This window comes from Bacillus sp. V2I10 (genome assembly GCF_030817055.1).
Lineage (GTDB): Bacteria > Bacillota > Bacilli > Bacillales > Bacillaceae > Bacillus_P.
This window is the reverse complement of record NZ_JAUSYV010000002.1, coordinates 103,926-127,709: the sequence shown is the minus strand read 5'-3', so window position 1 is coordinate 127,709 and position 23,784 is coordinate 103,926. Positions and strand designations below refer to the sequence as shown.

At 37.7% G+C, this 23,784-nt stretch carries 24 protein-coding genes; 18 read left to right on the top strand and 6 right to left on the bottom strand.

The window, feature by feature from the left end; all coding sequences use genetic code 11:
* Positions 1-19 precede the first annotated feature (19 nt).
* From QFZ72_RS27900 to QFZ72_RS27820, 17 genes are all read left to right on the top strand, one after another.
* Entirely contained in the window at positions 20-1,804 is a 1,785-nt protein-coding gene (locus QFZ72_RS27900) for a sigma-54 interaction domain-containing protein (RefSeq protein WP_307440280.1), read from the top strand.
* 247 nt (positions 1,805-2,051) lie between these two features.
* Positions 2,052-3,032: an aminopeptidase gene (locus QFZ72_RS27895; RefSeq protein ID WP_307440279.1), complete on the top strand. Its 981-nt coding sequence runs from the start codon at positions 2,052-2,054 to the stop codon at positions 3,030-3,032.
* A 12-nt stretch (positions 3,033-3,044) separates the two neighbouring features.
* A complete protein-coding gene (locus QFZ72_RS27890; protein ID WP_307440277.1) occupies positions 3,045-4,544 on the top strand; it encodes a tripartite tricarboxylate transporter permease in 1,500 nt (499 codons plus the stop codon).
* Between the two features lie 12 nt (positions 4,545-4,556).
* Positions 4,557-4,739: a hypothetical protein gene (locus tag QFZ72_RS27885; protein ID WP_307440276.1), complete on the top strand. Its 183-nt coding sequence runs from the start codon at positions 4,557-4,559 to the stop codon at positions 4,737-4,739.
* Positions 4,732-5,598, top strand: coding sequence for a tripartite tricarboxylate transporter substrate-binding protein (locus QFZ72_RS27880; RefSeq protein ID WP_307440274.1), 867 nt, complete (start codon positions 4,732-4,734; stop codon positions 5,596-5,598). The genes QFZ72_RS27885 and QFZ72_RS27880 overlap by 8 nt, the downstream gene beginning before the upstream one ends.
* Positions 5,599-5,614: 16 nt before the next feature.
* The gene (locus tag QFZ72_RS27875; protein WP_307440272.1) at positions 5,615-6,055 is read left to right on the top strand and encodes a tripartite tricarboxylate transporter TctB family protein; all 441 of its coding nucleotides are present in this window, start codon (positions 5,615-5,617) and stop codon (positions 6,053-6,055) included.
* A gap of 62 nt (positions 6,056-6,117) precedes the next feature.
* Positions 6,118-7,239 carry a 2-keto-3-deoxygluconate permease gene (locus tag QFZ72_RS27870; protein ID WP_307440654.1) on the top strand — a complete coding sequence of 374 codons (1,122 nt, stop codon included), beginning with the start codon at positions 6,118-6,120 and terminating at the stop codon, positions 7,237-7,239.
* 16 nt (positions 7,240-7,255) lie between these two features.
* Entirely contained in the window at positions 7,256-8,020 is a 765-nt protein-coding gene (locus QFZ72_RS27865; protein ID WP_307440270.1) for an enoyl-CoA hydratase/isomerase family protein, read from the top strand.
* Positions 8,021-8,060: 40 nt separating this feature from the next.
* Complete coding sequence (locus QFZ72_RS27860) at positions 8,061-9,029, top strand: aminopeptidase (RefSeq protein WP_307440268.1); 969 nt, start codon at positions 8,061-8,063, stop codon at positions 9,027-9,029.
* 66 nt (positions 9,030-9,095) lie between these two features.
* A complete protein-coding gene (locus QFZ72_RS27855; RefSeq protein WP_307440267.1) occupies positions 9,096-10,268 on the top strand; it encodes a CaiB/BaiF CoA transferase family protein in 1,173 nt (390 codons plus the stop codon).
* A gap of 39 nt (positions 10,269-10,307) precedes the next feature.
* The gene (locus tag QFZ72_RS27850; RefSeq protein ID WP_307440265.1) at positions 10,308-10,814 is read left to right on the top strand and encodes a gamma carbonic anhydrase family protein; all 507 of its coding nucleotides are present in this window, start codon (positions 10,308-10,310) and stop codon (positions 10,812-10,814) included.
* Between the two features lie 17 nt (positions 10,815-10,831).
* The gene (locus QFZ72_RS27845; RefSeq protein WP_307440263.1) at positions 10,832-12,136 is read left to right on the top strand and encodes an aspartate aminotransferase family protein; all 1,305 of its coding nucleotides are present in this window, start codon (positions 10,832-10,834) and stop codon (positions 12,134-12,136) included.
* Entirely contained in the window at positions 12,123-13,547 is a 1,425-nt protein-coding gene (locus QFZ72_RS27840) for an NAD-dependent succinate-semialdehyde dehydrogenase (protein ID WP_307440261.1), read from the top strand. The genes QFZ72_RS27845 and QFZ72_RS27840 overlap by 14 nt, the downstream gene beginning before the upstream one ends.
* Positions 13,548-13,559: 12 nt before the next feature.
* The gene (locus tag QFZ72_RS27835) at positions 13,560-14,966 is read left to right on the top strand and encodes an FAD-binding oxidoreductase (protein WP_373464734.1); all 1,407 of its coding nucleotides are present in this window, start codon (positions 13,560-13,562) and stop codon (positions 14,964-14,966) included.
* Positions 14,963-16,261, top strand: coding sequence for a (Fe-S)-binding protein (locus QFZ72_RS27830; protein WP_307440256.1), 1,299 nt, complete (start codon positions 14,963-14,965; stop codon positions 16,259-16,261). The genes QFZ72_RS27835 and QFZ72_RS27830 overlap by 4 nt, the downstream gene beginning before the upstream one ends.
* Before the next feature lie 802 nt (positions 16,262-17,063).
* Positions 17,064-17,585 (top strand): zincin-like metallopeptidase domain-containing protein, encoded by a 522-nt coding sequence (locus QFZ72_RS27825; protein WP_307440255.1) that lies wholly within the window; start codon positions 17,064-17,066, stop codon positions 17,583-17,585.
* A 324-nt stretch (positions 17,586-17,909) separates the two neighbouring features.
* The gene (locus QFZ72_RS27820) at positions 17,910-18,143 is read left to right on the top strand and encodes a YolD-like family protein (protein ID WP_373464733.1); all 234 of its coding nucleotides are present in this window, start codon (positions 17,910-17,912) and stop codon (positions 18,141-18,143) included.
* Between the two features lie 496 nt (positions 18,144-18,639).
* On the opposite strand, the gene tatC is transcribed toward QFZ72_RS27820, so the two are convergent.
* From tatC to QFZ72_RS27795, 4 genes are all read right to left on the bottom strand, one after another.
* Positions 18,640-19,362, bottom strand: a complete 723-nt coding sequence (gene tatC, locus QFZ72_RS27810) for a twin-arginine translocase subunit TatC (RefSeq protein ID WP_307440253.1) — start codon at positions 19,360-19,362, stop codon at positions 18,640-18,642.
* 83 nt (positions 19,363-19,445) lie between these two features.
* On the bottom strand, positions 19,446-19,613 hold the full coding sequence (tatA, locus tag QFZ72_RS27805) for a twin-arginine translocase TatA/TatE family subunit (protein WP_307440251.1): 168 nt from the start codon (positions 19,611-19,613) through the stop codon (positions 19,446-19,448).
* Positions 19,614-19,640: 27 nt separating this feature from the next.
* A complete protein-coding gene (locus QFZ72_RS27800) occupies positions 19,641-20,993 on the bottom strand; it encodes a peptidoglycan-binding protein (protein WP_307440249.1) in 1,353 nt (450 codons plus the stop codon).
* A 30-nt stretch (positions 20,994-21,023) separates the two neighbouring features.
* Entirely contained in the window at positions 21,024-21,284 is a 261-nt protein-coding gene (locus QFZ72_RS27795) for a twin-arginine translocation signal domain-containing protein (protein WP_307440247.1), read from the bottom strand.
* Between the two features lie 586 nt (positions 21,285-21,870).
* On the opposite strand from QFZ72_RS27795, the gene QFZ72_RS27790 reads away from it, so the two are divergent.
* A complete protein-coding gene (locus QFZ72_RS27790) occupies positions 21,871-21,999 on the top strand; it encodes a hypothetical protein (RefSeq protein ID WP_373464732.1) in 129 nt (42 codons plus the stop codon).
* A gap of 486 nt (positions 22,000-22,485) precedes the next feature.
* Here QFZ72_RS27790 and QFZ72_RS27785 read toward each other — a convergent pair whose 3' ends face one another.
* Positions 22,486-22,980, bottom strand: coding sequence for a DUF2179 domain-containing protein (locus tag QFZ72_RS27785; RefSeq protein WP_307440650.1), 495 nt, complete (start codon positions 22,978-22,980; stop codon positions 22,486-22,488).
* A 78-nt stretch (positions 22,981-23,058) separates the two neighbouring features.
* Positions 23,059-23,745, bottom strand: a complete 687-nt coding sequence (locus tag QFZ72_RS27780; protein ID WP_307440244.1) for a TetR/AcrR family transcriptional regulator — start codon at positions 23,743-23,745, stop codon at positions 23,059-23,061.
* Positions 23,746-23,784: the final 39 nt, after the last annotated feature.

Sequence of the window (23,784 nt, the reverse complement as noted above, 5' to 3'; positions counted from 1 at the left end):
ACTAAACAGGAGGATAAAGATGGGGAAATCGATCCTTTTTGAAGTGCAAGAAGAAGTAAATTTGATAGCAGAAGCAATAAAATCTGTCTTGGATTTGGAAGTCATTATTTATGATCAGAATAAAGTGGTAGTTGCTGCTACAGGCGGTGGTCATCATGCTGTTGTAGGTGAACAGGTTAGAGGACATATTATTAAAGAAGTGATAAAAACAGATATGCCTCTATATAACTTCGAACCAGGATTTCATGAAGTTTGTAAAAGCTGCATTCTCCAGGGAAACTGCCCTGAAAAAGCTGATGTGTCTTTTCCTCTAAAGCATGAGGGGCAAACCATAGGGGTGATTAGTTTAACGGCTTTTTCCGAAAAGCAAAAGGCGGAATTAAAAGAAAGGCACCTTGTTTTATCGAATTACCTTGGGAAAATGGCTGACTTACTCAGTAGTAAAATAAATGCAAAATCGTTGTTGGAAAAATATTTACACATGTTCCAAATGCTTCAAGTGGCTATACAATCGATGTATGAAGGCATCCTCGCGGTAGATCAAAACGGATATATCTTAGAACTAAATCGTTCTGCTGAGAAGATACTGAAGATGAACAGAATTGAAGTCCTTAAGCTGAATATTTCCGATATCACTCCTGATTTGCCAATTACGAAGGTATTATCTACAGCGAAAGGGTATTCAGACATTGAATTTTCACTTCATATACATAAAAGAAAGATTCAAGTGATCGGTAGTGTTATTCCACTTGTTTATGAGGGTCTTATTATTGGAATTGCCATTTCATTTAAGGCCTTAAGGGATGTACAAAAATTGGCATATTCTATCACATCAGAAATAGACGATTCAACCTTTGATATTATTATAGGGAAAAGTAAAGCTATTCTGCAGGCCAAAAGTACAGCCAAGCAAATCTCAGCGTCTGACTCCACCATAATATTTATGGGCGAAAGTGGGACTGGTAAAGAACTTTTCGCGAGGGCCGTGCATCAAGAAAGTCAAAGGGTAAACAAACCCTTTAGGGCTATAAATTGTGCGGCAATACCAGAACACCTACTAGAGAGTGAATTATTTGGATATAGTGAAGGGGCATTTACAGGCGCGAGGAAAAAGGGAAAACCTGGAAAGTTTGAGATGGCAAATGGAGGAACTATATTTTTAGATGAAATCGGTGACATGCCTCTTCATTTACAAGTGAAAATTTTGCGGGTGTTAGAAGAAAGAAGAGTTGAAAGGATTGGTTCAAATTCTTCTTTAGATATTGATGTTCGAGTGCTGGCAGCAACCCATAAAAACTTAGAACAAATGGTAATAGACGGAGAATTCAGAGAGGATTTATTTTATCGCTTAAATGTTATTCCTCTTCACATTCCTCCATTGAGAGAAAGAGTGGGAGATGTTTCAGTGCTTCTTCGCCATTTTGTTAAACATTATGTAAATATCACAGGAAAACAAGTAAGTGGTTTTACACCAGAGGCTGAAGACTGTTTATGTTCTTATACCTGGCCAGGAAATATAAGAGAGCTTCAAAATACAGTAGAATACGCTATTAATATGACAAAATCTTTATGGATTTCATTAGGAGATTTACCAACTAGGGTTAAACCAAAAATAAATCACAGTGTTTTAAATCAAGATTTGACTTTAGAAGCTATGGAAGAAAAAATGATTTTGCAATCCTTAAAAAAACACGGTGATACACTAAGCGGAAAGAAAGAGGCTGCAAGAGAATTAGGAATAAACGTAGCCACTCTTTATAGAAAAATCAATAAGTTTGATATTAATCGCAAAATGCAAATGTAATTTGCATTTTGCGATTAATTGAAAATCGGTAGTAGGTTTGGCCTCTTTAACATTTATAAGGCCTAACCTACTTTTTTTATTTGCATTTTGCGAAAAATAAAAGGGTCTTGTAGCTTAATATTTTTAAAATGTAAAAATAAACCCGTTTAGATTTAGGGTTTATTCTATTTTTTGATTTTTCTGTTAACTTGGCACGGAAGTTGCATTAGTAATAGTAAAAGAAAAAAATAAAAGGTGAGGGTGGTTTATGAATACAATACGCAAAATGTTTATGATGAAGTCTGTACAGACGATCTTACACACGTGCTTAAATATAAAACCAGGTGAAAATCTTCTTATACTAACCGATACCAACACAATTGAAATTGGAGAGATGTTTTCCATTGTAGGTAAAGGTATGGATGCAGAAGTAGTTATGACAATTATGAGTCCTACAACTCGACATGGAGATGAACCTCCAAAAATTATTGCAGAAGCCATGAAAGCAGCTGATGCCATAGTCGCTCCAACCACTTTTTCTATAAATCATTCTACTGCAAGAAAAGAAGCGAGTGATGCGGGTGCAAGATTAATATTTATGCCAGATGCAAATGAAGAGGTTTTTTTGGATGGTTCATTAGATATTGATTTTTTAGCTCAAAAGGTAAAAATCGACAAATTATCAGCCATTTTAGAAGCTGGAAGTCATTTGAGCATTTTTTCAGAGTTGGGTACGAACCTTACCATGGATATTTCAGGTCGGCATGCTGTTCCCCAAACAGGTATCTGTCATGAACCTGGAAGTATATCTCCACCTCCGTGTATTGAATCAGCCGTTGCACCAGTGGAGGGTACAACAGAAGGGGTGATATATATTGACGGAGCCGTGGTTCCTGGGAGGGCATGTCAAGCACCCATAAAAATCACTTTTAAAGAAGGAAGAATTGTTTCGATTGAAGGTAGTGAAGACGCACAAATGCTAAGGCAAACACTAGAAAGCTATAATCATCCAAATGTCTATTGTGCGGTTGAGATGGGAATAGGCATGAATCCCAATGCAAAGATTGGAAGAGGGGGACAATTAGAAGATGAAGCAGAGTTTGGTACGATGCATATTGGGATTGGAAATGGAATCACTTTTGGTAGCAGTATTCGTGCACCTGGTCATTGTGATCTTGTTATGAGAGATCCTCTTATTAAAGTGGATGGGAAGATTCTCATGAAGAATGGCGAGATTTACTTAGATTAGGAGGGAAATCTGGTGGTCGATTTAAGTTCAATAGTTGATTCGTTTACAAGTATCCTTTCTATTAAGATATTATTTTTATTTCTTTTAGGCACTTTTGCAGGGATAGCTGTAGGTGCTCTTCCGGGATTAACTACTACAATGGGAGTATCCTTACTTATTTCATTTACGTGGGGGATGGAATGGGTCGAAGCTATTGTTTTGATTGTTTCTCTTCACATTGGAGGTACATATGGAGGCTCTACTTCTGCCATATTTTTAAATATTCCAGGTACCCCAGCTTCTGCGGCCACTGCCCTAGATGGGTACCCAATGTCTCAAAGGGGGGAAGGGGGATTGGCGCGAGGAATAGCTACTTTCCAATCCTTTTTGGGAACAATCTTTGCTGCCATTCTATTTTTGTTTGCATCTCCATTACTTATTGATTTAGGAATGAATTTTGGTTCATGGGAGTATTTTTTGCTCGCTATGTTCGGAATAATTATAAGTGCTAACTTAACAGCAGAGTCTTTGGTGAAAGGCTTAATCTCTGGGTTTCTAGGGCTGGCTATAGCCACTATCGGAATGGATAAAATTACTGGAGTTCAACGTTTTACTTTCGGAGAGAGTGCTTTAATGGATGGATTTAGTCTTATTGCTATTTTGATCGGCATATTTGGAATCGCAGAGGTTATTGATTCACTTATACATCTTAAGCCTCCTTTAAAGTCTGAAAATTCAAAATCCGTCTTACCTACATGGAGAATGTTGATGAAGTTTTTACCAATTGGTATACGATCTTCAGGTGTAGGAGCAATTATAGGAGCAATTCCTGGAGTTGGAGCTGATGTAGCAGCTTGGGTTTCTTATGATATCCAACGGAGAAAAAGTAAAAAACCAGAAACGTTTGGAAAAGGAAACCCGGAAGGTATTGTTGCAGCAGAAACGGCAAATAACGCATGTGTACCCGGTTCTTATGTTCCAATGTTGACTTTAGGAATTCCAGGAGATGCTGTAACCGCAGTTATAATCGGAGGTCTTTTATTACATGGGTTACAACCAGGTCCATTATTAACGACTCAAAACCCTGATATTTTTTACCAGTTCTTTGTGATTATTATTGTGGCATCTGTTTTTATGCTAGTGTGCGGATTATTTTTCACCTTTTTGTTTCAGAAAATATTAGCAGTTCCCAAAAGTGTAATCTTGCTTATTGTCACGGTTTTAAGTGTCGTCGGTACATTTGCGGTAAATAATCGTACATTTGATATAGCAGTTATGATAGCTTTCGGAATCGTTGGATTTATGATGAGAAAAGTAGGCTTGGCTGCTCCACCTTTAGTTTTAGGCATTATCTTGGGTTTAATGGCAGAGCAAAACTTTCGCAGGGCGATGGTTAGTGCTGATTATTCATTCCTGCCATTTGTAACTCGTCCCATCAGTCTCTTTTTGCTTGTATGCATCATCTTTTTACTCTTAAATCAAAATCAATTTCTAACTAAACAATTAAGGCGACTCAGAAAAAATAAAGGCTAGGGGGAACATGTTATGAAGATAAAGATCATGTTTTTGCTTCTTATTTCAATTGCTTTAATGCTTAGCGCATGCAGCCAAAATCAATCGAAGCAACAGACTTCAGGAAATACGGCTGATGCCGAAAGGTATCCCTCTAAACCAATTGAAATTGTTGTTGGCTTTGGTGAAGGAGGGGGGGACGGATACTATGGCTAGGACTTTACAACCCATGCTCCAAAAAGAACTAGGTGTTGCTGTTGCTGTAAAAAACAGACCAGGTGCTTCCAGTGCTTTAGCTTTGGAGTATGTCAGTGAGCAAAAAGCCGATGGGCACACTATCTTACTCCAAACCGACTTAGTTCGAGTGTTTCCAACAATGGGAATGACAGACTTAACCTACAAAGATTTTGAACAAGTTGGTATAGGAGCCATGGGGATAGCCAATTTCGTCGTAAAAGATAAATCTAAACTAAAGACATTTGATGATCTCGTGCAACTATTAAAAAACGAGGGAGCTAAAGTCGGAGTGGCAGCTATAGGTGATCCTTGGCACCTTACTTTAGAAATTCTCAACAGCGTGATTGATGGAAAAGCAGAAATCATCACTTATGATTCTGGCTCAAATGCAGCCATGGCCGCAATGAAAGGAGAAGTGGATTTTTCCATCAGTGGCGTTAATGAAGTTGCTGACTTATTGCGTTCAGGAGATCTTCGGTCTCTAGCAGTAATGGATAATAAACCATTTGAAGTAGATGGCCTTGGAACGATTGCACCAGTGACAGAATTTGTTGCTGATCTGGATAAATTTGTACCAGAAGGAACCTGGTGGGGACCTGCAGTAAAGGAAGGAACACCTGAGGTTATCGTAGAAAAAATTAAAAAAGCTTATAACAAAGCTATAAACAGTAATGAATTCAAAGAATTCGCAAAGAATAAGGCAATCGTTCTTACAGATTTCGAAGATAGTCAAGAATATACTCAAAAAGCGACAGAAAAAACTAGCTGGCTGCTTTGGGATATTGGAGTAGGAAAACGGTCTCCTGAAGAAGTAGGAATAACGCGAGCAAACGAGTGACGGGATGGTGAAAAAAATGAAAATTAGTAAAGAGTTCCTTCTTGGAGGGATCGTTCTTGCAATCGGTATCTTTTTTGTAATAGAGAGCTATCAATTGCCTCCGGGAGATCATCCATTAAATTCATCTCGTTCATTTCCTATGCTATTAGGGAGCTGTCTTATTCTTTTATCAATTTGGCAATTACTTCTTGCCAGAACAAAAAATGAAAAAGACGAGAAATATATTACTTCATCTGTTTCCATGAAGAGAGGATTCATTTTTATCCTTAATACACTTTTGTATATATTCATTCTTATGCCTTTAATAGGGTTTTTGAGTTCCACATTGGTCTTTCTATTTGTTGGATTAATGGTATACAAGGAAGTTAGTTGGTATACAGCTGCTATGGTATCAGTAGGCATGGTTGGTTTCATTTATTTAGTATTTGAAAAACTAATGTATATTCGATTTCCATAACAGGGAAAAGCCTCTGATTATAAAACATGCTTTTTATGAAAAATCTACTTGGGAGTGATTATATGAGGATCAAGCGAAGGATTGAGAAAGTACCGGGAGGGCTTATGGTCATCCCACTCATGCTGGGGGCATTTTTTAATACGATTGATCAGCTCCATATACCCCTTGTAATGGAGTTTCTAAAATCATTAGGGGTAACGCCTGTGGAAGAAGGTATTTATGAGTTTATGAGAATTGGGGGGTTTACGGAAGCCCTCTTTAAAAACGGGACATTGACACTTATCGGTTTATTCTTGTTCTGTGCAGGTAGCCAGATGAATTTACGAGTTGGTGGAAAAGCCTTAAAAAAAGGGATTCTATTAACTTCAAGTAAGTGTTTGACAGGAATTACAATTGGACTTCTATTCGGTTACTTTTTTGATCCTATGAATGGGCTCCTTGGCTTATCCACGCTGGCTATTATTGCTGCAATGACAAATGGAAATGAAGGAATGTATGCCGTTCTCACCGGACAATATGGTAATCGTTCAGATGTTGGAGCCATTTCTGTATTGACATTAAATGATGGTCCATTCTTTACCATGATGGCACTAGGAATAGTAGGGATCAATTTTCCTGCTATCGCATTCATCGCGGTATTGTTACCAATTGCATTAGGCATGTTTTTAGGAAACTTGGATGAAGACATCAGAGAATTTCTTAAACCAGGTGAAACGCTACTTGTTCCCTTTTTTGCTTTTTGTTTAGGAGCAGGAATGAATTTTATGAGTTTCTTTAATGCTGAAGCTGTTTGGGGCGGTCTTGTTCTGGGTTTTGCAACCGTCATTTTTACCGGGCTAACAGGAATCCTTGTTTATCGAATATTTGGTGAGAAAAGTACAATTGGTCCCGTTGCTGAGGCTTCAACTGCAGGGAATGCAGTGGGAACACCAGCAGCCATAGCTGCAGCTGCTTCTGTTGCAGCAGGAGCCGGACTTATGTCATTAGATGAGGCACAAAGTTTTCAGCAAATAGCTAATCTAGCTACAATTCAAATTTCTATTTCTACTATTACTACTTCTATTCTTTGTCCAATTGCTGTGATTTTTTGGGATAAATATCAAAGAAGTAAAGGGATTGACGGTCAATTGGAAGATGTTTTAAACCAAAGTGAGATGCCGTTGGAAGTAAATAAGCAAAGTTAGAAAGGAGAAGTATCGAATGAAGTGGATAAAGACCAATATTGAAAATCATATTTGCATCATAACGATTAATAACCCTCCAATGAATATTTTGACGAAAGAATTTCGGGAAGAATTCGTGCCTTATATGGAAGAATTAAAAACTCGGTATGATGTTCGAGTCATTATTTTGACAGGAGAAGGAGATCGGGCATTCTGTGCAGGAGCTGATTTAAATGAAGAAGGTGAATTGACCCCAGAGACTGTACGCCACTTTCTTGAAGAAGATTGCCGCATTTATGATGTTGTTAATGAAATGCCACAACCAGTGATTGCTGCTGTAAATGGATATGCCTTTGGTGGAGGCTTTGAACTGATTTTAGCTTGTGATATTCGAATTATGTCCGATCAAGCAAAGCTATGTGCCGCAGGAGTGAAAGTTGGATTGGTTGTCGGGCCTACTCGACTTGTGAGGTTAATGGGAGAAGCTTACGCAAAGGAAGTCATATTAACTGGCAGAACCGTTTTAGCTGATGAAGCATTTCAACGTGGTTTGGCTAGCAAAGTTGTTCCCCAAACTACATTAATCAATGAAGCTTTAAATTGGGCAAATATGATTGCCTCACGTGCACCAATTGCAGTCAGGAATGCGAAAGATACAATCCAAAAAACAATGGATTTAGAGTGGCAGGAAGCCATGAAGTATGAGTTAGATGCATTTATAACTTGCCAGAATACACGAGATCATAAACATGCAATTGAGTCTTTTTTTAATAAACAAATACCAGTTTTCCAAGGAAGATGATAAAGAGATCTAGATAGATTAAGGGGAGGATCAATAAGTTATGAAGGAAGTCATGATGTATCCAGGTGCCCATGCGTTGGTAAAAGTATTGGCAGGAGTTGTAGAAGGAGAAAAAGTGTTGATTTTAACGGATTTTCAAACAGAAAGTATTGCTAAAGCATTGGCAGCTGTAACCTACTCTTTAGGTGCTGAACCGATCACAATGTCCATGCCGCCAAGAAAGGGGCATGGTGATGCTCTACCTGACCCAGTCGCTGCAGCTATGAAAAAAGTAGATGTTGTGATTGCTCCAACTACTTATAACATCGCACACACACAAGCTCGTCATGAAGCTCAAACAGCTGGTGCTAGAGTTTTAGTGTTGCCAGAATCCCACGATAACATTTTATTGAGTAAAGGATTACTAGCTGACTTTACTTCGCTTAGACCCCAAGTGGAACGAATAGCAAATTTATTAACCAAGGGTGATGTAGTTAGGGTAACGACTACTCAAGGAACGGATTTACAACTATCCATTAAAGGAAGGGAAGGACGAGCATTAACAGGTTTTGCTAACACCAAGGATATATCTGCAGCTCACTGTATAGAATCCAGTATCGCACCTGTTGAAGGGTCAGCAGAAGGGATTTTAGTGGTTGATGGAAGCATACCTGGAGTTGGTCTAATAGATACCCCTGTGGTTGTTGAGTTTAAGGGGGGGAAGGCGGTTTCAATTACAGGGGGAAAAGAGGCTGATTTATTTAGAAAAATATTAAATGAACGAAGTGATGAAGAAGGGAACATCTACTTTGCAGGTGAATTTGGGATTGGTATGAACCCGGAATGTGAGCTAGAAAATAGTATGTTAAGTGATGAAGGTGTATTTGGCACCATTCACGTTGCTTTAGGGACGAATGCATATATCGGCGGAGTGATTAAGGCAAAAGGTCATTATGACATGGTCGTTAAAGACGCGGTGGTGGAAATAGACGGTGTAACTATCCTTCGCGGCAATGAACTTTATTTATGAGTTTTTGGGAAAATCTCTTTGATAGATTAATAAATTTTTTAGTAAATGATAGAAAGGATTGATTTGATGAGTGCATTGGATGGCATCCGTATCGTAGATCTTAGTCAGGTTATGGCCGGCCCTTATTGCAGTATGTTACTGGCGGATATGGGAGCTGATGTAATTAAAATTGAACCCCCTACTGGTGAAAATACTAGAAGGTGGCCACCTCACATTGATGGAGAAAGTGCTGCTTTTATGGCAATAAATCGAAATAAACGCAGCATGACGCTGAATTTGAAAGACGATGAAGACAAGAAAATATTTTATAAATTGATTGAAACAGCAGATATACTAGTTGAGAATTATCGTCCCGGTGTTGTAAAGCGGTTGGGTGTTGATTATGACACCCTTAACAAGATTAATCCTCGTTTAGTTTATTGCTCCATTTCAGGTTTTGGTCAATATGGACCTTATTCCTCACGCGGTGGTTATGACTTAATTGCGCAAGGAATGACAGGAATAATGAGTGTGACCGGGGAACGAGGTGGAAACCCAGTAAAATGCGGGCTGCCTATTACAGATTTGGGTGTCGCATTGTTTGCTGCCTATGGAATATTATCTGCTTTGTATGCACGTGTCCAATCAAAAGAAGGTCAATTTATAGATGCTTCATTATTTGATACTGGCCTTGCTTTATCTGTTTGGGAAAGTACGCAGTATTGGGTTAATGGCGAAACTCCTGAACCTACGGGTAGTGGACATCGTTTGTCAGCACCCTATCAAGCCTTTCAAGCGAGTGATGGCTATTTCACTGTAGGTGCAGATACACCACATCATTGGCCTGTGTTTTGTCATATCATAGGAAGACCAGAATTCCTAAAAGATGTGCGATTTGTGGATGATCCTTCAAGAATAAAGCATTTAAAAGTTTTCATACAATTAATTGAAGAAAAAACTAGTAAACGCCCAAGAAGTTATTGGTTAGAGAAGTTTGAAGAAGCAGGGATACCTGCAGGCCCAATAAATTCTTATCCAGAATCATTAACTGATTCACATACCATTTCTAGGAGAATGGTTGAAGAGGTAGAGCATCCTATTGCTGGAAAGATTAAGGCGTTAGGTATCCCTATCAAACTTTCAAAGAATCCTGGTCAAATAAAAAATGCAGCTCCTTTGTTAGGGCAGCATAATGAGGAAATTTTAAGAGAGTTAGGATTAGAGAAATCTGATTCATCTTATAAAGAGTTAAACATTTAAATCCAATGTTAATTACGAAAATGAAAGGGGGATGTATGGATGATTCATGGTTTAAGAGGAAAGGTTCCATCCATCCATTCAGAAACCTTTATACATGAGTCGGCTCAAATTATTGGGGATGTAAGGATTGCAAAAGATGTGAGCATCTGGCCGCAAGCCGTATTAAGGGGAGATGATAATAATTTTATTGAAATAGGGGATGGAAGCAATATCCAAGACGGTTGTATCGGACATGTTACACCAGAATTCCCTTTACACATAGGAAAAATGGTAACAGTTGGACACGGCGCTATCCTGCATGCCTGCAAAATTGAAGATGGGGCATTGATTGGAATCGGAGCGATAGTTCTGGATGGTGCTGTTGTTAGAAAAGGAGCACAAGTAGGAGCTGGAGCAGTTGTACCCCCAGGCAGGATAATTCCAGAAGGAGCCCTTGCTATTGGAATCCCAGCTAAAGTGGTTAAGGAGCTTACGGAAGAAGAGAAGAATGAAAATATTCATAATGCAATGGAATATATTGAACTTTGGAATCGTGATTATAAATAGGAAGGAGAGGTTGACATTTGAAGTACAACAGCAGTTTATCAGAGAGAGCGTTAAAAGTATTGCCACCCGTAGCTAATAGAGCTACTTCAATTGGAGTTACGAGTGCATACGACTCTACAGTAGTGGACGAAAACGGGAAGAAATATTTGGATTTTGCTAGTGGAGTAGGGGTCAATAATGTAGGGCACTGCCATCCAGAGGTAATTAACGCGGTAAAGGAACAATTGGATTCGATGATTCATATTGGTCATAATGTTGCCTATTATCCTTCTTATATCGAATTAGCTGAGATACTAAATGATCTTACGGGATCTAAGCGAATGGTGTATTTCTCAAATAGTGGTGCAGAAGCTAATGAAGGAGCTATTAAATTAGCGAAAAAGGCAACCAAACGGCCTGCGATTATATCGTTTAAAAGAGGATTCCACGGTCGTACAATAGCGACAACATCCATTACTTTTTCAAGTTCTGCATATAGAAAAGATTATGAAGGTTTGTTACCAAGTGTTTACTTATGCGAATATCCATATACTTTTCGAACAGGTCTGAGTGAAGAAGAAGAAACGAGAAGGTGTATTCAAAGCTTGGAAGACGTTTTTCAATATCAGGTAGATCCTTCTCAAGTAGCTGCAATTATTCTTGAGCCAATCCAGGGTGAAGGAGGATATATTGTTCCTCCGAAGGGATTTTTGAAACAAATAAGAGCGATTTGTGATCAATTTGGCATTCTGCTAATTTTTGATGAAGTACAGACCGGTTTTGGCAGAACAGGTAAGATGTTTGCTTATGAGCACTTTGGGGTCGAGCCCGATATCCTAACTTTAGGTAAGGGAATTGCATCTGGTTTTCCATTAAGTGCCCTAGTTGCTAAGCGTGAAATCATGGAGAAGTGGGAAGCTGGAACACATGGTGGGACATACGGTGGGAATCCAGTTTCATGTTCAGCAGCAATTGCTTCTATAAAAATATTAAAACGAGAAGGTATTGAAAACGCTGAAAAAATGGGAAACTACTTTAAACAAAAATTACTAGAATTGAAAAATGAGTTTAATGGTATTGGTGATGTAAGGGGGCTAGGTTTAATGATTGGGGTGGAATTTATTGATCATAAAGGTAAGCCGGATCCCCAAAAAGTGACTGACATGAGGCAATATGCATTAGAAAATGGACTTATTCTATTACCTTGTGGATCGGATAAGAATGTCTTACGTTTTATCCCACCTGTAACGGTTTTAAAATCTGAGCTTGATCAGGCTTTTAAGATATTAAAAGAGGGATTAAAAAAACTAGATAAAAAGGAGAGTGGCCATGCTATACATTAACGGGAAATGGAAAGTTGCTCAGTCAAAAGAACGCATGTCAGTGTATAATCCTGCTAATCTAGAGATCATTGGTGAAGTTGCCTTTGGTGGAGCGAATGATGTAAAAGAAGCGATTCAAGCAGCTTCTGCTGCTTATAAAAGTTGGAAGAAGACGAGCGCAGATGAGAAGTCACGTTATCTTAATAAAATTTCCTCCCTGTTAAAAAGTATGGAAGAAGAGCTGGCTGTTACTATCACAAAGGAGATGGGTAAGCCACTTAAAGAATCTCTTGGTGAAGTAAAATTAGCGATAGCTTACATCGATTGGTATGCAGAGGAAGCAAAACGGATTTACGGTGAGACGATTCCTGCATCTAGTCCGGATAAAAGAATTTTAGTTTTGCAAGAGCCAGTTGGAATTACAGGAGCTATAACACCTTGGAACTTCCCAGCTGCAATGGTGACTCGAAAACTTGCTCCGGCGTTGGCTGCAGGATGTCCAGTTATATTAAAACCAGCATCAACTACTCCTTTAACTGCTATTAAAATTTTTGAAGCGATTGATGAAGCAGGGCTACCGAAGGGAGTTGCCAACTTGGTTATCGGATCTTCTAGTGAGATCGCCCAGACACTATTAGACAGCAAGGAAATAAGGAAATTGACTTTCACAGGTTCGACAGAGATTGGAAAGAAACTGATGAGTGAAGCATCCCGTACGGTGAAAAAGGTTTCAATGGAATTGGGTGGACATGCTCCATTCATTGTTTTCAGTGATGCGGATTTAGAGAAAGCAGCAGAAGCAGCTGTAGCAAGCAAATTTAGAAATGCAGGGCAAACTTGCGTTTGTACGAATCGAATCTATGTTCATCAAGAAGTGGCTGATGAATTTACCAACAAATTTGTTGAAAAAGTAAAACGATTAAAAATTGGGAATGGCATGGAGAAAGGCACTGACATTGGTCCATTAATCAATGAAGACAGTCTCACCAAAGTCATCGAGCATGTAGAAGATGCTGAACAAAAAGGCGGTCTTATCGTGTGCGGAGGAAAAAAGGTGGAAAACTATGATAAAGGTGTCTTTTATGAACCTACTGTCATACAAAATGCAAATGAATCTATGAAAATTGCTACTGAAGAAACATTCGGTCCAGTTGTTCCAATTTTTACTTTTAAAACAGAAGAGGAAGCAATTGAAAGAGCGAACCATCCAGATTATGGACTCGCCTCATATTGTTACACATCAGATCTAAATCGTGCATTCCGCGTGATGGAATCTCTTGAATATGGAATAATTGGAATCAATGATTCTATGCCTACAACAGCTCAAGCCCCATTCGGAGGAGTGAAAGAAAGCGGTGTTGGAAGAGAAGGGGGGAAATATGGGATTAAAGAATATTTAGAAGAGAAATTTGTTTCTTTAAATATTGGTTAATCGAAGGAGTCAATGAAAATGGACTTGAAATTGAACGAAGTTAAGGAAGTCATTCCTTCTAACCAAATTTTTACGGATTTATCTGATAGGTATAGTTATAGCTACGATGCTTCTTTTGGCACATTTCTCCCTGATATGGTGATTCAGGTGAAGAATAAATCAGAAGTTTCATCAATTTTAAAATTGGCTAACAAGTATAAAATTCCAGTTTACCCTCGTGGGCAAGGGACCTCTCTAAGTGGAGGTCCATTGCCTGTAAAAGGGGGGATCGTTTTAGATATGTCTCAATGGGATAGTTATTTGAGTATTGAGCCGGATGACCTGATTGCTGTTGTTTCTCCTGGGGTGCTCACAGCTAGGATCAATGAAGCTGCTGAAAGACACGGACTCATGTATCCACCTGATCCTAGCAGTTCACATGTTTCTACAATTGGAGGCAATTTAGCAGAAAATTCCGGAGGTCCAAGAGGACTAAAATACGGCGTGACAAAGGATTATGTTATTGGCTTAGAAGTTGTAACCCCTGAAGGGGAAATAATAAAAACTGGCGGGAGAACAATAAAGAATGTAACCGGTTACGATTTAACGAAACTAATAGTAGGATCTGAAGGAACACTCGGCATTATAACCGAGGCCACGTTAAAATTGATTCCTAAACCACCTGCTACTTTAACTTTGATGGCTGTTTTTGATGATCTTATTTTATCCGGAAAAGCAATATCTAAAATTTTAACATCAGGCATTCTTCCTTCAAAAATGGAAATAATGGATCAGCATTCTATGATAGCTGTTGAGAACTATCAACCATTAGGTCTTCCTATCGCATCTGAGGCGATACTTTTAATCGAACTTGATGGTCATCCAATTGCCATTAGAGAGGAAATGAATACAGTTGAGAAGATTTTTAAAGAGATTGGAGCTGTTGATGTAAAAATAGCAAAAAACGATAATGAAGCAAAGATATACTGGAAGGCAAGAAAGTTGGTTTCACCAGCTATAGTCAAAATAAAACCTACAAAGGTTTCAGAAGATGCCACAGTACCCCGTAGTAAGATTCCGGATATGTTTCAAAGATTAAAAGAAATTGGTGAAAAATATAAAGTTCATCTTGTTGTCTTTGGTCATGCAGGGGACGGAAATCTTCATCCTAATATTATTTGTGACAAACGGGATGTAGAAGAAATGATACGAGTAGAAAAAGCAGTTGAAGAAATATTTGAAGCTGCAATTAAATTAGGGGGGACTTTGTCAGGAGAACATGGAATTGGAACATTGAAAGCTCCCTTTATGGAAATGGAGTTGGGACACTTCGGTTTAGATATGATGAAACGTGTTAAACAAGCTTGGGATCCAAATAATATATTAAATCCTGGGAAAATATTCCCAGAAAAGGGACAGAAGTTGGTGTTGAGGGAATGAGTGCGATTTCTGAACTCCAAAGAAAATTAAACTATGATGAAACTTTCAATTGCGTCCAATGTGGATATTGTTTACCAGCTTGTCCGACATTTGAAACTATGAAAATCGAGTCCCATTCTCCAAGGGGTCGAATTAACCTCGTTAAAATGCTAGCAGAAGGTAAAATCACAATAGAAGACCTAAGAGAACCAATTGAAAAATGCCTTGGGTGCCGTGCTTGTGTAACAGTTTGTCCTACAAATGTCCAATATGGCAAGATCTTAGAAGGGGCGAAAGAGGTATTAGAGGAATCAGCAGAAAAAACAACAACGCAAAAAATTACTGAAAATGTAATTTTTGACCATGTATTTCCCTCGAAAAAATGGATGGATTTTATTGGGAACGCTACGTGGCTATATCAGAAATCAGGGCTACAACAAATCACTCAAAAGACGGGAATCACTAGGATGCTTCCCTTCCAACTAGGAAACTTTGAATCCGTTCTTTCAGATATCTCTTCACCTTTGAGTCGTAAAAAAATGTCTAGACATTACCCCGTAAAGGGAACAAAGAAAATGACAGTTGGCTTTGTGACAGGCTGTGTAATGGACGCTATTTTCCTAAATATTAATAAAAAAACTATTGATTTATTAACCTTGGCAGGGGCAGAAGTTATTATACCGGAAGCTCAAACGTGCTGTGGGGCCTTGCACGCTCATGCGGGAAAAATGGATTCTGCTAAAAAACTTGCTAAAATAAATATTGAAGCTTTTGAAAGCGAAAATGTGGACTATATTGTTAATAATGCCGGTGGGTGTGGTGCAACTTTAATTGAATATGACCATCTTTTTCATAATGAAGAGGGTTGGCATAAACGTGCTAAAAACTTTGTTAATAAGATAAGAGATATTTCAGAAATTTTATGTGAATTAGATGGATTAAATTTCACCAAGGAAATGAACTCTATTGTGACTTATCAATCATCGTGTCATATGACACATGTGCAGAAGGTTATTGAAGAACCACTTTTCCTTCTAAATCAAGTTCTAGGTATACGCTACCAAGAGATGAAAGATTATAATAGGTGCTGTGGATCAGCAGGTATTTACAATTTAGTCAATTACGAAGAATCGATGGACATTTTAGATTTGAAAATGGAAAAAGTAAAGGATACTAAAGCCTCTATTATTGTTACAACAAACCCGGGTTGTTTGTTACAAATGAAATTGGGTATCAAAAGGGAAGGTTTAGAAGAAAGAATAAGAGCCATTCATCTTGTAGAATTACTCGTTGAAGCAGGAGCAGTAACTAAATAAAAAATTCAAAATAAATCTGCACTTTAAAAGTGCGGATTTTTTATTGAATCTAACTGACCTAATAGAACGAAATAAAGCGTGTTGAGGTTATGAAAATAAATAATTATTTATGATGTCACTTTAACCTATTGCAAGTTAAGCAGCTTTTAATATCATAGAAGTTCAGTCTTATCTACCTTTTTTGTGTTGATTTCGAGTAAGATTTATCTAGCAAGATTACTGATAAAAGACCTTTATATCCCACAGCAGCTTTACATGTTCCGTCATAAAGAAACCTTGCCACTTTATTTTTCCCCGGTCTCTAAGCAAGGGATCATCGCCACCTTTCAATTCATCCATTATAAAAACATATGTTCTATTTCGGCGAGGTGTAATTTATGGATTCTCTAATTAAACAATCTTCTCTATTGACCAAGGCAGTCTAGACTGCATATTTTCTTTAGAAATTAGGAATACATTTTTAATTGAAATATTCATATGATTGGGTGGCTGCACGACAGACTGATTAGAAAGGAAAGAACGACTTTCTGTCAGTCTGTACGTGTCGCTTCGGTATTAAATGGACCGATAACAACGGTCTGTGTTGCTTTTTATTGTGCTTTTCCCTTTTGAATCCGAATCGTAAAACAGCGCAAGCCGGACTACATCTCCATCCGGCAGGAACCTGAACCTTTCCGGCAGGAAATAAAGACGGCGAGTCAATCGGTAAGGGGCAAAAACTTATTTATAAAATCGCCTGCAGCATAAAAAACTTTTTAAGAAACAGGTTTTAGAAGCTGGAGGACGTATTAAAAAAGAAGAAATGAAGCATTCGCACATTATTGTTTATTGGCTCTGGAAAGAGAAAGAAGACGAAGAAACGAAGGAAAAAAAGAAATATGCCAAACCCTTCTATTACCGGGTTTGGGAGATTAATAAGCAATGCACAGGCCTTAAAAGAAAAAGCAGTTATGAAACATATGACCACAATCCCATTCTAAAGGGAGAGGAGATTTTTAACGGTTATACGAATTCGCCCAGCTATACCTTTCAGTCCGGCCAAGCTGTTTATTATCCAACTTGGGACAGTATTAATTGTCCGCCTATCCATGATTTTCAGTTTGCGGAAGAATACTACTGCACCTTGTTTCATGAAATGATTCACAGCACGGGCCATATCAGCCGACATGCCCGCCCTGGCATCACCACAGATGGTGTAGCCTTCGGAGATGAAGTCTATTCCAAAGAAGAACTGGTTGCTGAAATGGGCGCGGCCATGCTGTGCGGGGTAGCAGGGATTGACAACAGTACGATAGATAACAGTGCCAGCTATATTGACTCATAGATACGGACTCTAAAGAAAGATCAGCGCATTGTACTGAAGGCAGCCTCACAGGCTCAGAAAGCCTCTGATTATATTCTGGGAGCAATTTGGGAGGAGGATTCAGAGTAAGTATGAAAGGTAAAGCAATTGGCGCCGGCGTAAAAGCCGGTGCCATCAGCACGCATGGGTGAAAAAAACATGCGTTTTTTCCTTTGAGGGAAACATACGAGCCTGTCTTAAAAGCTAATTGAAAGTTCTCACAACCAAATTGATTCTTCAATCATTGAAAATAAGAACAAACATTCGTATAATGGGTAATGAATCTATTAGAAAGAAGGTAAAACCTTGATAATGATCCCTAAAGAGAAACATGACAGCATTCAATTGTTAATCAGTGAATCAATGGAGTTTCATTTTGATTTATCATTTGTTTATCTGCATGGTGATCATGTCATGCATTTTATCGGCACCGTTCATTACTGGAATGAAAAAGCAGGCGAGATAAGGGTGGTTAATAGCTTTAATGACATTGTCCGGATGCAGCTTGTTAACCTAATCGCCGTTTACACCATTAAATAATACACAACATTAAAATCCTTATCCCAGCCAATTATTCACATATGCAACCAATCCCAAAACAGCTCCTACTGCAGCACCAAAGAGTACTAGGGCACCAGTTGAGTTGCTCAATTTAAGGGTCATTAACTTTTCTCCTTAACTTGTAATTGTCTATTAATAATGCATAAAGTTTCTGCTCATTCTTTTGAATTAAACGGTTACAATACATGATACAATAATATTGATAATAATTTGGACATATAACACTAAATATATATCATCATATATGTTGATGAATTTAGATATAAATAAATCTTTGAAAAAAACAGTAAAGAAGGTGTATCAAGAATTAATTCAGGAGACACCTTAGCAACTACTTCCTTATTGTGTAGAATGAGCTTGTTTCTGCTTCTTCAGAAATTACACTGAATCTTAATTTTCCCACCCAAAATTACACACCCTAAGCTTCACCATCAAATATTAATATAAATTGATATTAAAAAGAAATTTAAATCAATCAAAAAACTTCTGTTTTTTGTATCCTATTTCGATAAATGAAGGATGATAAATTAATGCTTAGTTCATAAATTAATATAAGTGGAACTAAAACCAAAATGTCTGATATAAAATCTGGGGGTGTTATTAAAACAGATGTTAAGGTGAGAATAAAATAAGCGATCTTTCTAGATTTTTTTAACATTTGCGGATTTAAGATGCCAATAGCTGTTAGAAAAAGAACGACAACAGGTAATTCAAACAAAAAACCAAATGGTACGGTAAGGCTAATCAGGAAACTAAAATATTTCTCTGTTGTGTAAAATTCTTGGAAACCACCTCCAGCCAATTCTTGCATGAAGGAAAGAACAATAGGAAATACAAGAAAATAACCAAAAGAAATCCCGATAATAAACAGAAGAAATAAAGCCGGTATTAGCATAAAAGTTGCTTTTCTTTCATGATTTTGAAGTGCTGGCGAAACAAACTTCCAAACATGGTATGCAGTTAGAGGTGTGGTAAGGGCAACAGATATTACGGCAGATATTTTAAAATATATCCATAAAATATCACCTGGACCAAGTATGGCAAGCTTAAATTCTAGGTCTTTAACTAACCATGCGTATACATCTTCCACAAAAACAAACGAAAAAAAGAAAAAGATTAAAAAACTACTAAGGATATAGATTAATCTTTTCCTCATTTCTTCAAAATGGATAATTAAATCAATTTCCTCATCTTTCATATATTCACCTCTTAAAAGGAAAGAAAAGAGATAAGACATATATCTCTTTCCAAACCAATAACTTTACTATCCAATTATTTGAATTAATCTTCCTTTTTAGAATCTGAAGACACTAGATCCTTGGTTGCGTTTTTAAATTCTTTTAATGTGTTACCAAAGGCACGTCCAACTTCAGGGAGTTTTGACGGCCCAAAAATAATAAGCGCAATTACTAATATAAGTATTAATCCAGGAACTCCAATGTTTGGCATTTTATCATTTCCTCTCTGTTAATTTTTTTATGCAAAGAGCTTTTGCCATGTTGAGGGACCGGGAATGCCATCTGCATCACTCCCAGACCAACCTTGAGCACGTTGGAAAGCAGCGCAAGCTTGACGGTCTGCCTCACTCCATTTTGGACCTGCTCCGACAGAATAATACTGACCATACCCTTTGTTAATTAATCGTTTACCCATTGTTGTAACATATTCGTTATTTGCACCAGGGCCAAAGAAATGGCTTCCTGGGAATGTGGAAACATTTGGTGGGCTGCCAACTATATCAAACAATCTTTGCCATGTCGTAGGACCCGGATATCCATCTGCATTGCTGCCAGTCCACCCTTGTGCTTTTTGGAACTCTTGACAGTTTAGTCGATCTGCTTCACTCCACGCAGGACCCGGTCCAACGGAATAGTGTCGACCAAATCCAGCCTTCACTAACTGCACACCCAATAATTTTACGTATTGGTTAGAGGCTCCAGCCTTAAAATATTGTGCACCTGGAAATGCTGGAGGCCAGTTGCTTTCACCACTTCCGCCACCACCATAATAGATGGCACTAAGGCGCTCCCACGTAGATGATCCAGGAAAACCATCTGCATCACTTCCACTCCAGCCTTGTGCTCTTTGAAAGGCTGCGCAAGCTTGCCGGTCTGTTTCTGTAAAGCGAGGACCTGCTCCTACTTGATAGAAATTACCATATCCAGCTTTTATTAGCATTTTTCCTAATAGGGTGACATAGTTATTGTAGGCACCAATATAGAAATACCTTGCTCCAGGGAATGATGTGGGGTTATCTACAGTACCACTGTTGCCGTAAGGAGGTGGTACAGGCTTTACGCCCTCAGGGGATCCGCTGCTATAAAATTCATAGTAAGGAAGAGCAAATCCCACTATTTTCGAATCTGATAGACGTCGATAACGACGAAACACGCCTTGAATTTGCTCACCTTTAGAGGGGGTGTAAGTATTTCCTTCTACTGTAAGCACTGCTTGTTCCCCAGGATAATATTGTTCTACGATGCCTATATGCGAGTCTCCACTAAAAAAAATAAGGCATCCTGTCGCTCTGGCAACCTTCTTGGAGTCATTCCCAATATAATTGATGAATCCTGATTTAGAAAAATACTCACCAAAATTTTCATGAAACCATCGATGCTCTCTTACTGCAGCACTGCGAGCAAAAAGTGGACGGTGTTCCCCATTGAAGTTCATATTACCTGAATTAGTAGCACACCAGCTCACAAAAATGGCACACCATGGCTGATTGTTTAGACCGAACCATCTCCCATACTTATTGTCATTATTATTCCCTTCCAATGTGCCAATCTGAGATATGGCTGTGTTGACCATATTTATTCGTAAAGACATAAAAACTACCTCCCGATTTATTATTCAATTTCATTGATTTAATTTATAAATGGCTTCTACATCCATCAGGAGCACATTTGGATCTTGAGGTAGCTCATTTTCCATGTCTAAAATTGTATCTCCCCATGTACCAGGTTCTTTCGGTAAATCCTCTGAATTTAGCTCAGATGTAGCTTTCGTACCGTTTAATCCTGCAAATGCTTTAATAGGCAAACTAACTGCTGTTACCGTTACTAATCCAGCTCCCAGATAACCTAAAAACTTACGTCTACTTAACTTTTGTGGTGCCACTATTTCCAACCTCCCCCATTAAACTCTAGAATTTAATAATTTTTAGAATATTCAGGTGTTTGCATCGCATCCAAAATTATACGTTATTTTAAAAATAATGTAATGAGTATATTAGAGTTATTCAAAATATAGGAAATATTACATTATTTTGTAAGTCTGGAGGGGAAAATAGGGTTAAAATTGATAGTTATAGATCATCTTGAAAACCAATATATATACGTTTTTTTATTAATAAATGGCGCAATGCTTAAGTAATGGTACTTCCATTCCTTGTTTAACAATGGAGAAATTGGTGCAGGGGGAATGAGGTAATATGGTGGTTAAGATTATATAAGTTGAAAAATATAATATTACATAATCAAATGACAAAAAAAATATAAAAATATGTATCATTGGCTTTAGTGTAAAAAAATAATGGGTTTGAAAATGCAGTAAGCAGGAAGATCAACAAACCTCTTTAGGATCGGATTTGGAGAAATGGTTCAAATTATTAGGAGAGGCAGAACAGAAGAAACAGCAGAATATGCATTACATGTACAATGTTCGTGGAGATTTCCAATGCTGAAAAAGGAGGAGGCTAAAACAGATGAGTAAACACGATTTGCTGCTTGAACTCGGACTTTGGGAACTGCCTGCAGGATTTGTAACAGATGCAATGAATCAGCTTTCTTTAAAAGCAACGAACTGGCTGAAGGAGAAAAGTATCCCTTTTTGAGAGGTAAATGTTTTTTTAACACCAAGAAGACTTGCGGTGCAAATGAAGGTGTTGCTGCAAATTCACCTGAAAAATAAACCTTACATTATTTCTTTGTTGCCGTTTATATTAGTTATATACGGAGTGAAATCTTGGTGAAAGTTAATATTGAGAAAAATATTAGAGGTTTTGATTACCCGTTATGTAGGCTTTTGCCTTTTTAATGAAAATAAAATTAATTATATATTCTCAGCTCATTTATCTTTTACCATCTGATATCCAACTGATTATCCTTCTGATATATTTGTCGTTGAAGCCATACACTTGATGAAAGGGCACTATTTAACTTTTTAATTAAACGTTTTAAAGCTTATAAGTATTAAAATCAGGACTCTATGAAGCACTGTATTGCTCATTTCCTTTTTAAAAACTATTTATTGCGGCAGCACAACAGACTTGATCAGAAAGAGAATAATATGGTCAGTCTGTTGTGTCGCTTCGGTGATGTTAGTCCATTCTTATTCCTCTTTTTTTCATGCTTTTTAATAAAAATCCACCTTTGAATTTCCGCGGCTCATAAGAGATGATAAAGGCACGGGGTTCATGTTCTTGAATTAAATCCAAAAGTTCCTTTTCACGGTCTCTTCTTGTCAAAATTTCAAGCTGATAACGTATTCCATCTCTTCCTAGGCCTTCAAATACCGTAACACCAAAACCCAATTCGCGGAGATGGATAATAAGAGTTTCATTGGAATTTGTAATTTTTACAATTAAACTTGTATAACCAATTGCTAACCGTGATTCTACATATCCGCCAACGAGAATACCCAATCCAAAACCTATAGCGTAAACAACCATAGTAATTCCACTCTGTTCTCCAGTAAAAACGAGTGATAATCCAAATACATAAACAAGTGCCTCCACCATACCACAAAAAGCGGACAGAAACGTTTGCCCTTTTACCATAAATATTGTACGTAGTGACAGCAATGGCACATAGATTAGCTACAGCAAAATGATTAGTAAAATTTCTTTCAAAGAATTCACTCTTTCTTGAAGGTGATGAGAACATGGTGTTGATTATATATCGAATTTAATGAGATCTTTTTTATCTTGGACGACAGTTGCTATTGTGATTTTTTTTACATAGAGAATTGTTTTATGAAGAGCTTCTTTGTCTGAATCATCTCTTCTATTATTAATAATAGAAGATAGCATCCCTTTCCAGATTAAGAAGGTCATGTCTGCAAGCGGCTCAACATCATCAATGTGTAAGAATCCCTCTTCTACTGCCTGTCTTAAATAATTAGTACTTCTTTTTTGAAAGCTATGTTCCAATACAAAAGGTTTCATTTCATCAGAAAGAAAGCTCCATTCTTTCTCATACAATGAAAAATATTGCTCTAGTAGTTTATCGGAGTTCTCTCCTAAATCACTTAAAAAGATCATAGAAAAAATTTGTGGACTTTCAAAAGAATGCTGGCAAAAACAAATCCAACTTTGAAGCCATTTCTCAATCGTATTTTCTCCCTTTTCTAAAAATAATGGGAGCTCTTTAATATAGTCTTTTGTAAATTTCATTGATGCAAAAAATAATAAATGGGTAAACTCTTTGAAATAATTGTACGCTGTTGAGCTAGTGTAACCAGCAATATCTGCTACCTTTCTGATTGTAACTTGCTCTATCCCTTCATTTTCAATGATTTCTGCAGCAGCATCAATAAAATATCTCATCACTCGTTCAGTTTGTATTTGTTTGCCCTTCATTCTAAACACCTAACCTATTAATTTATCTTATTTTTATTT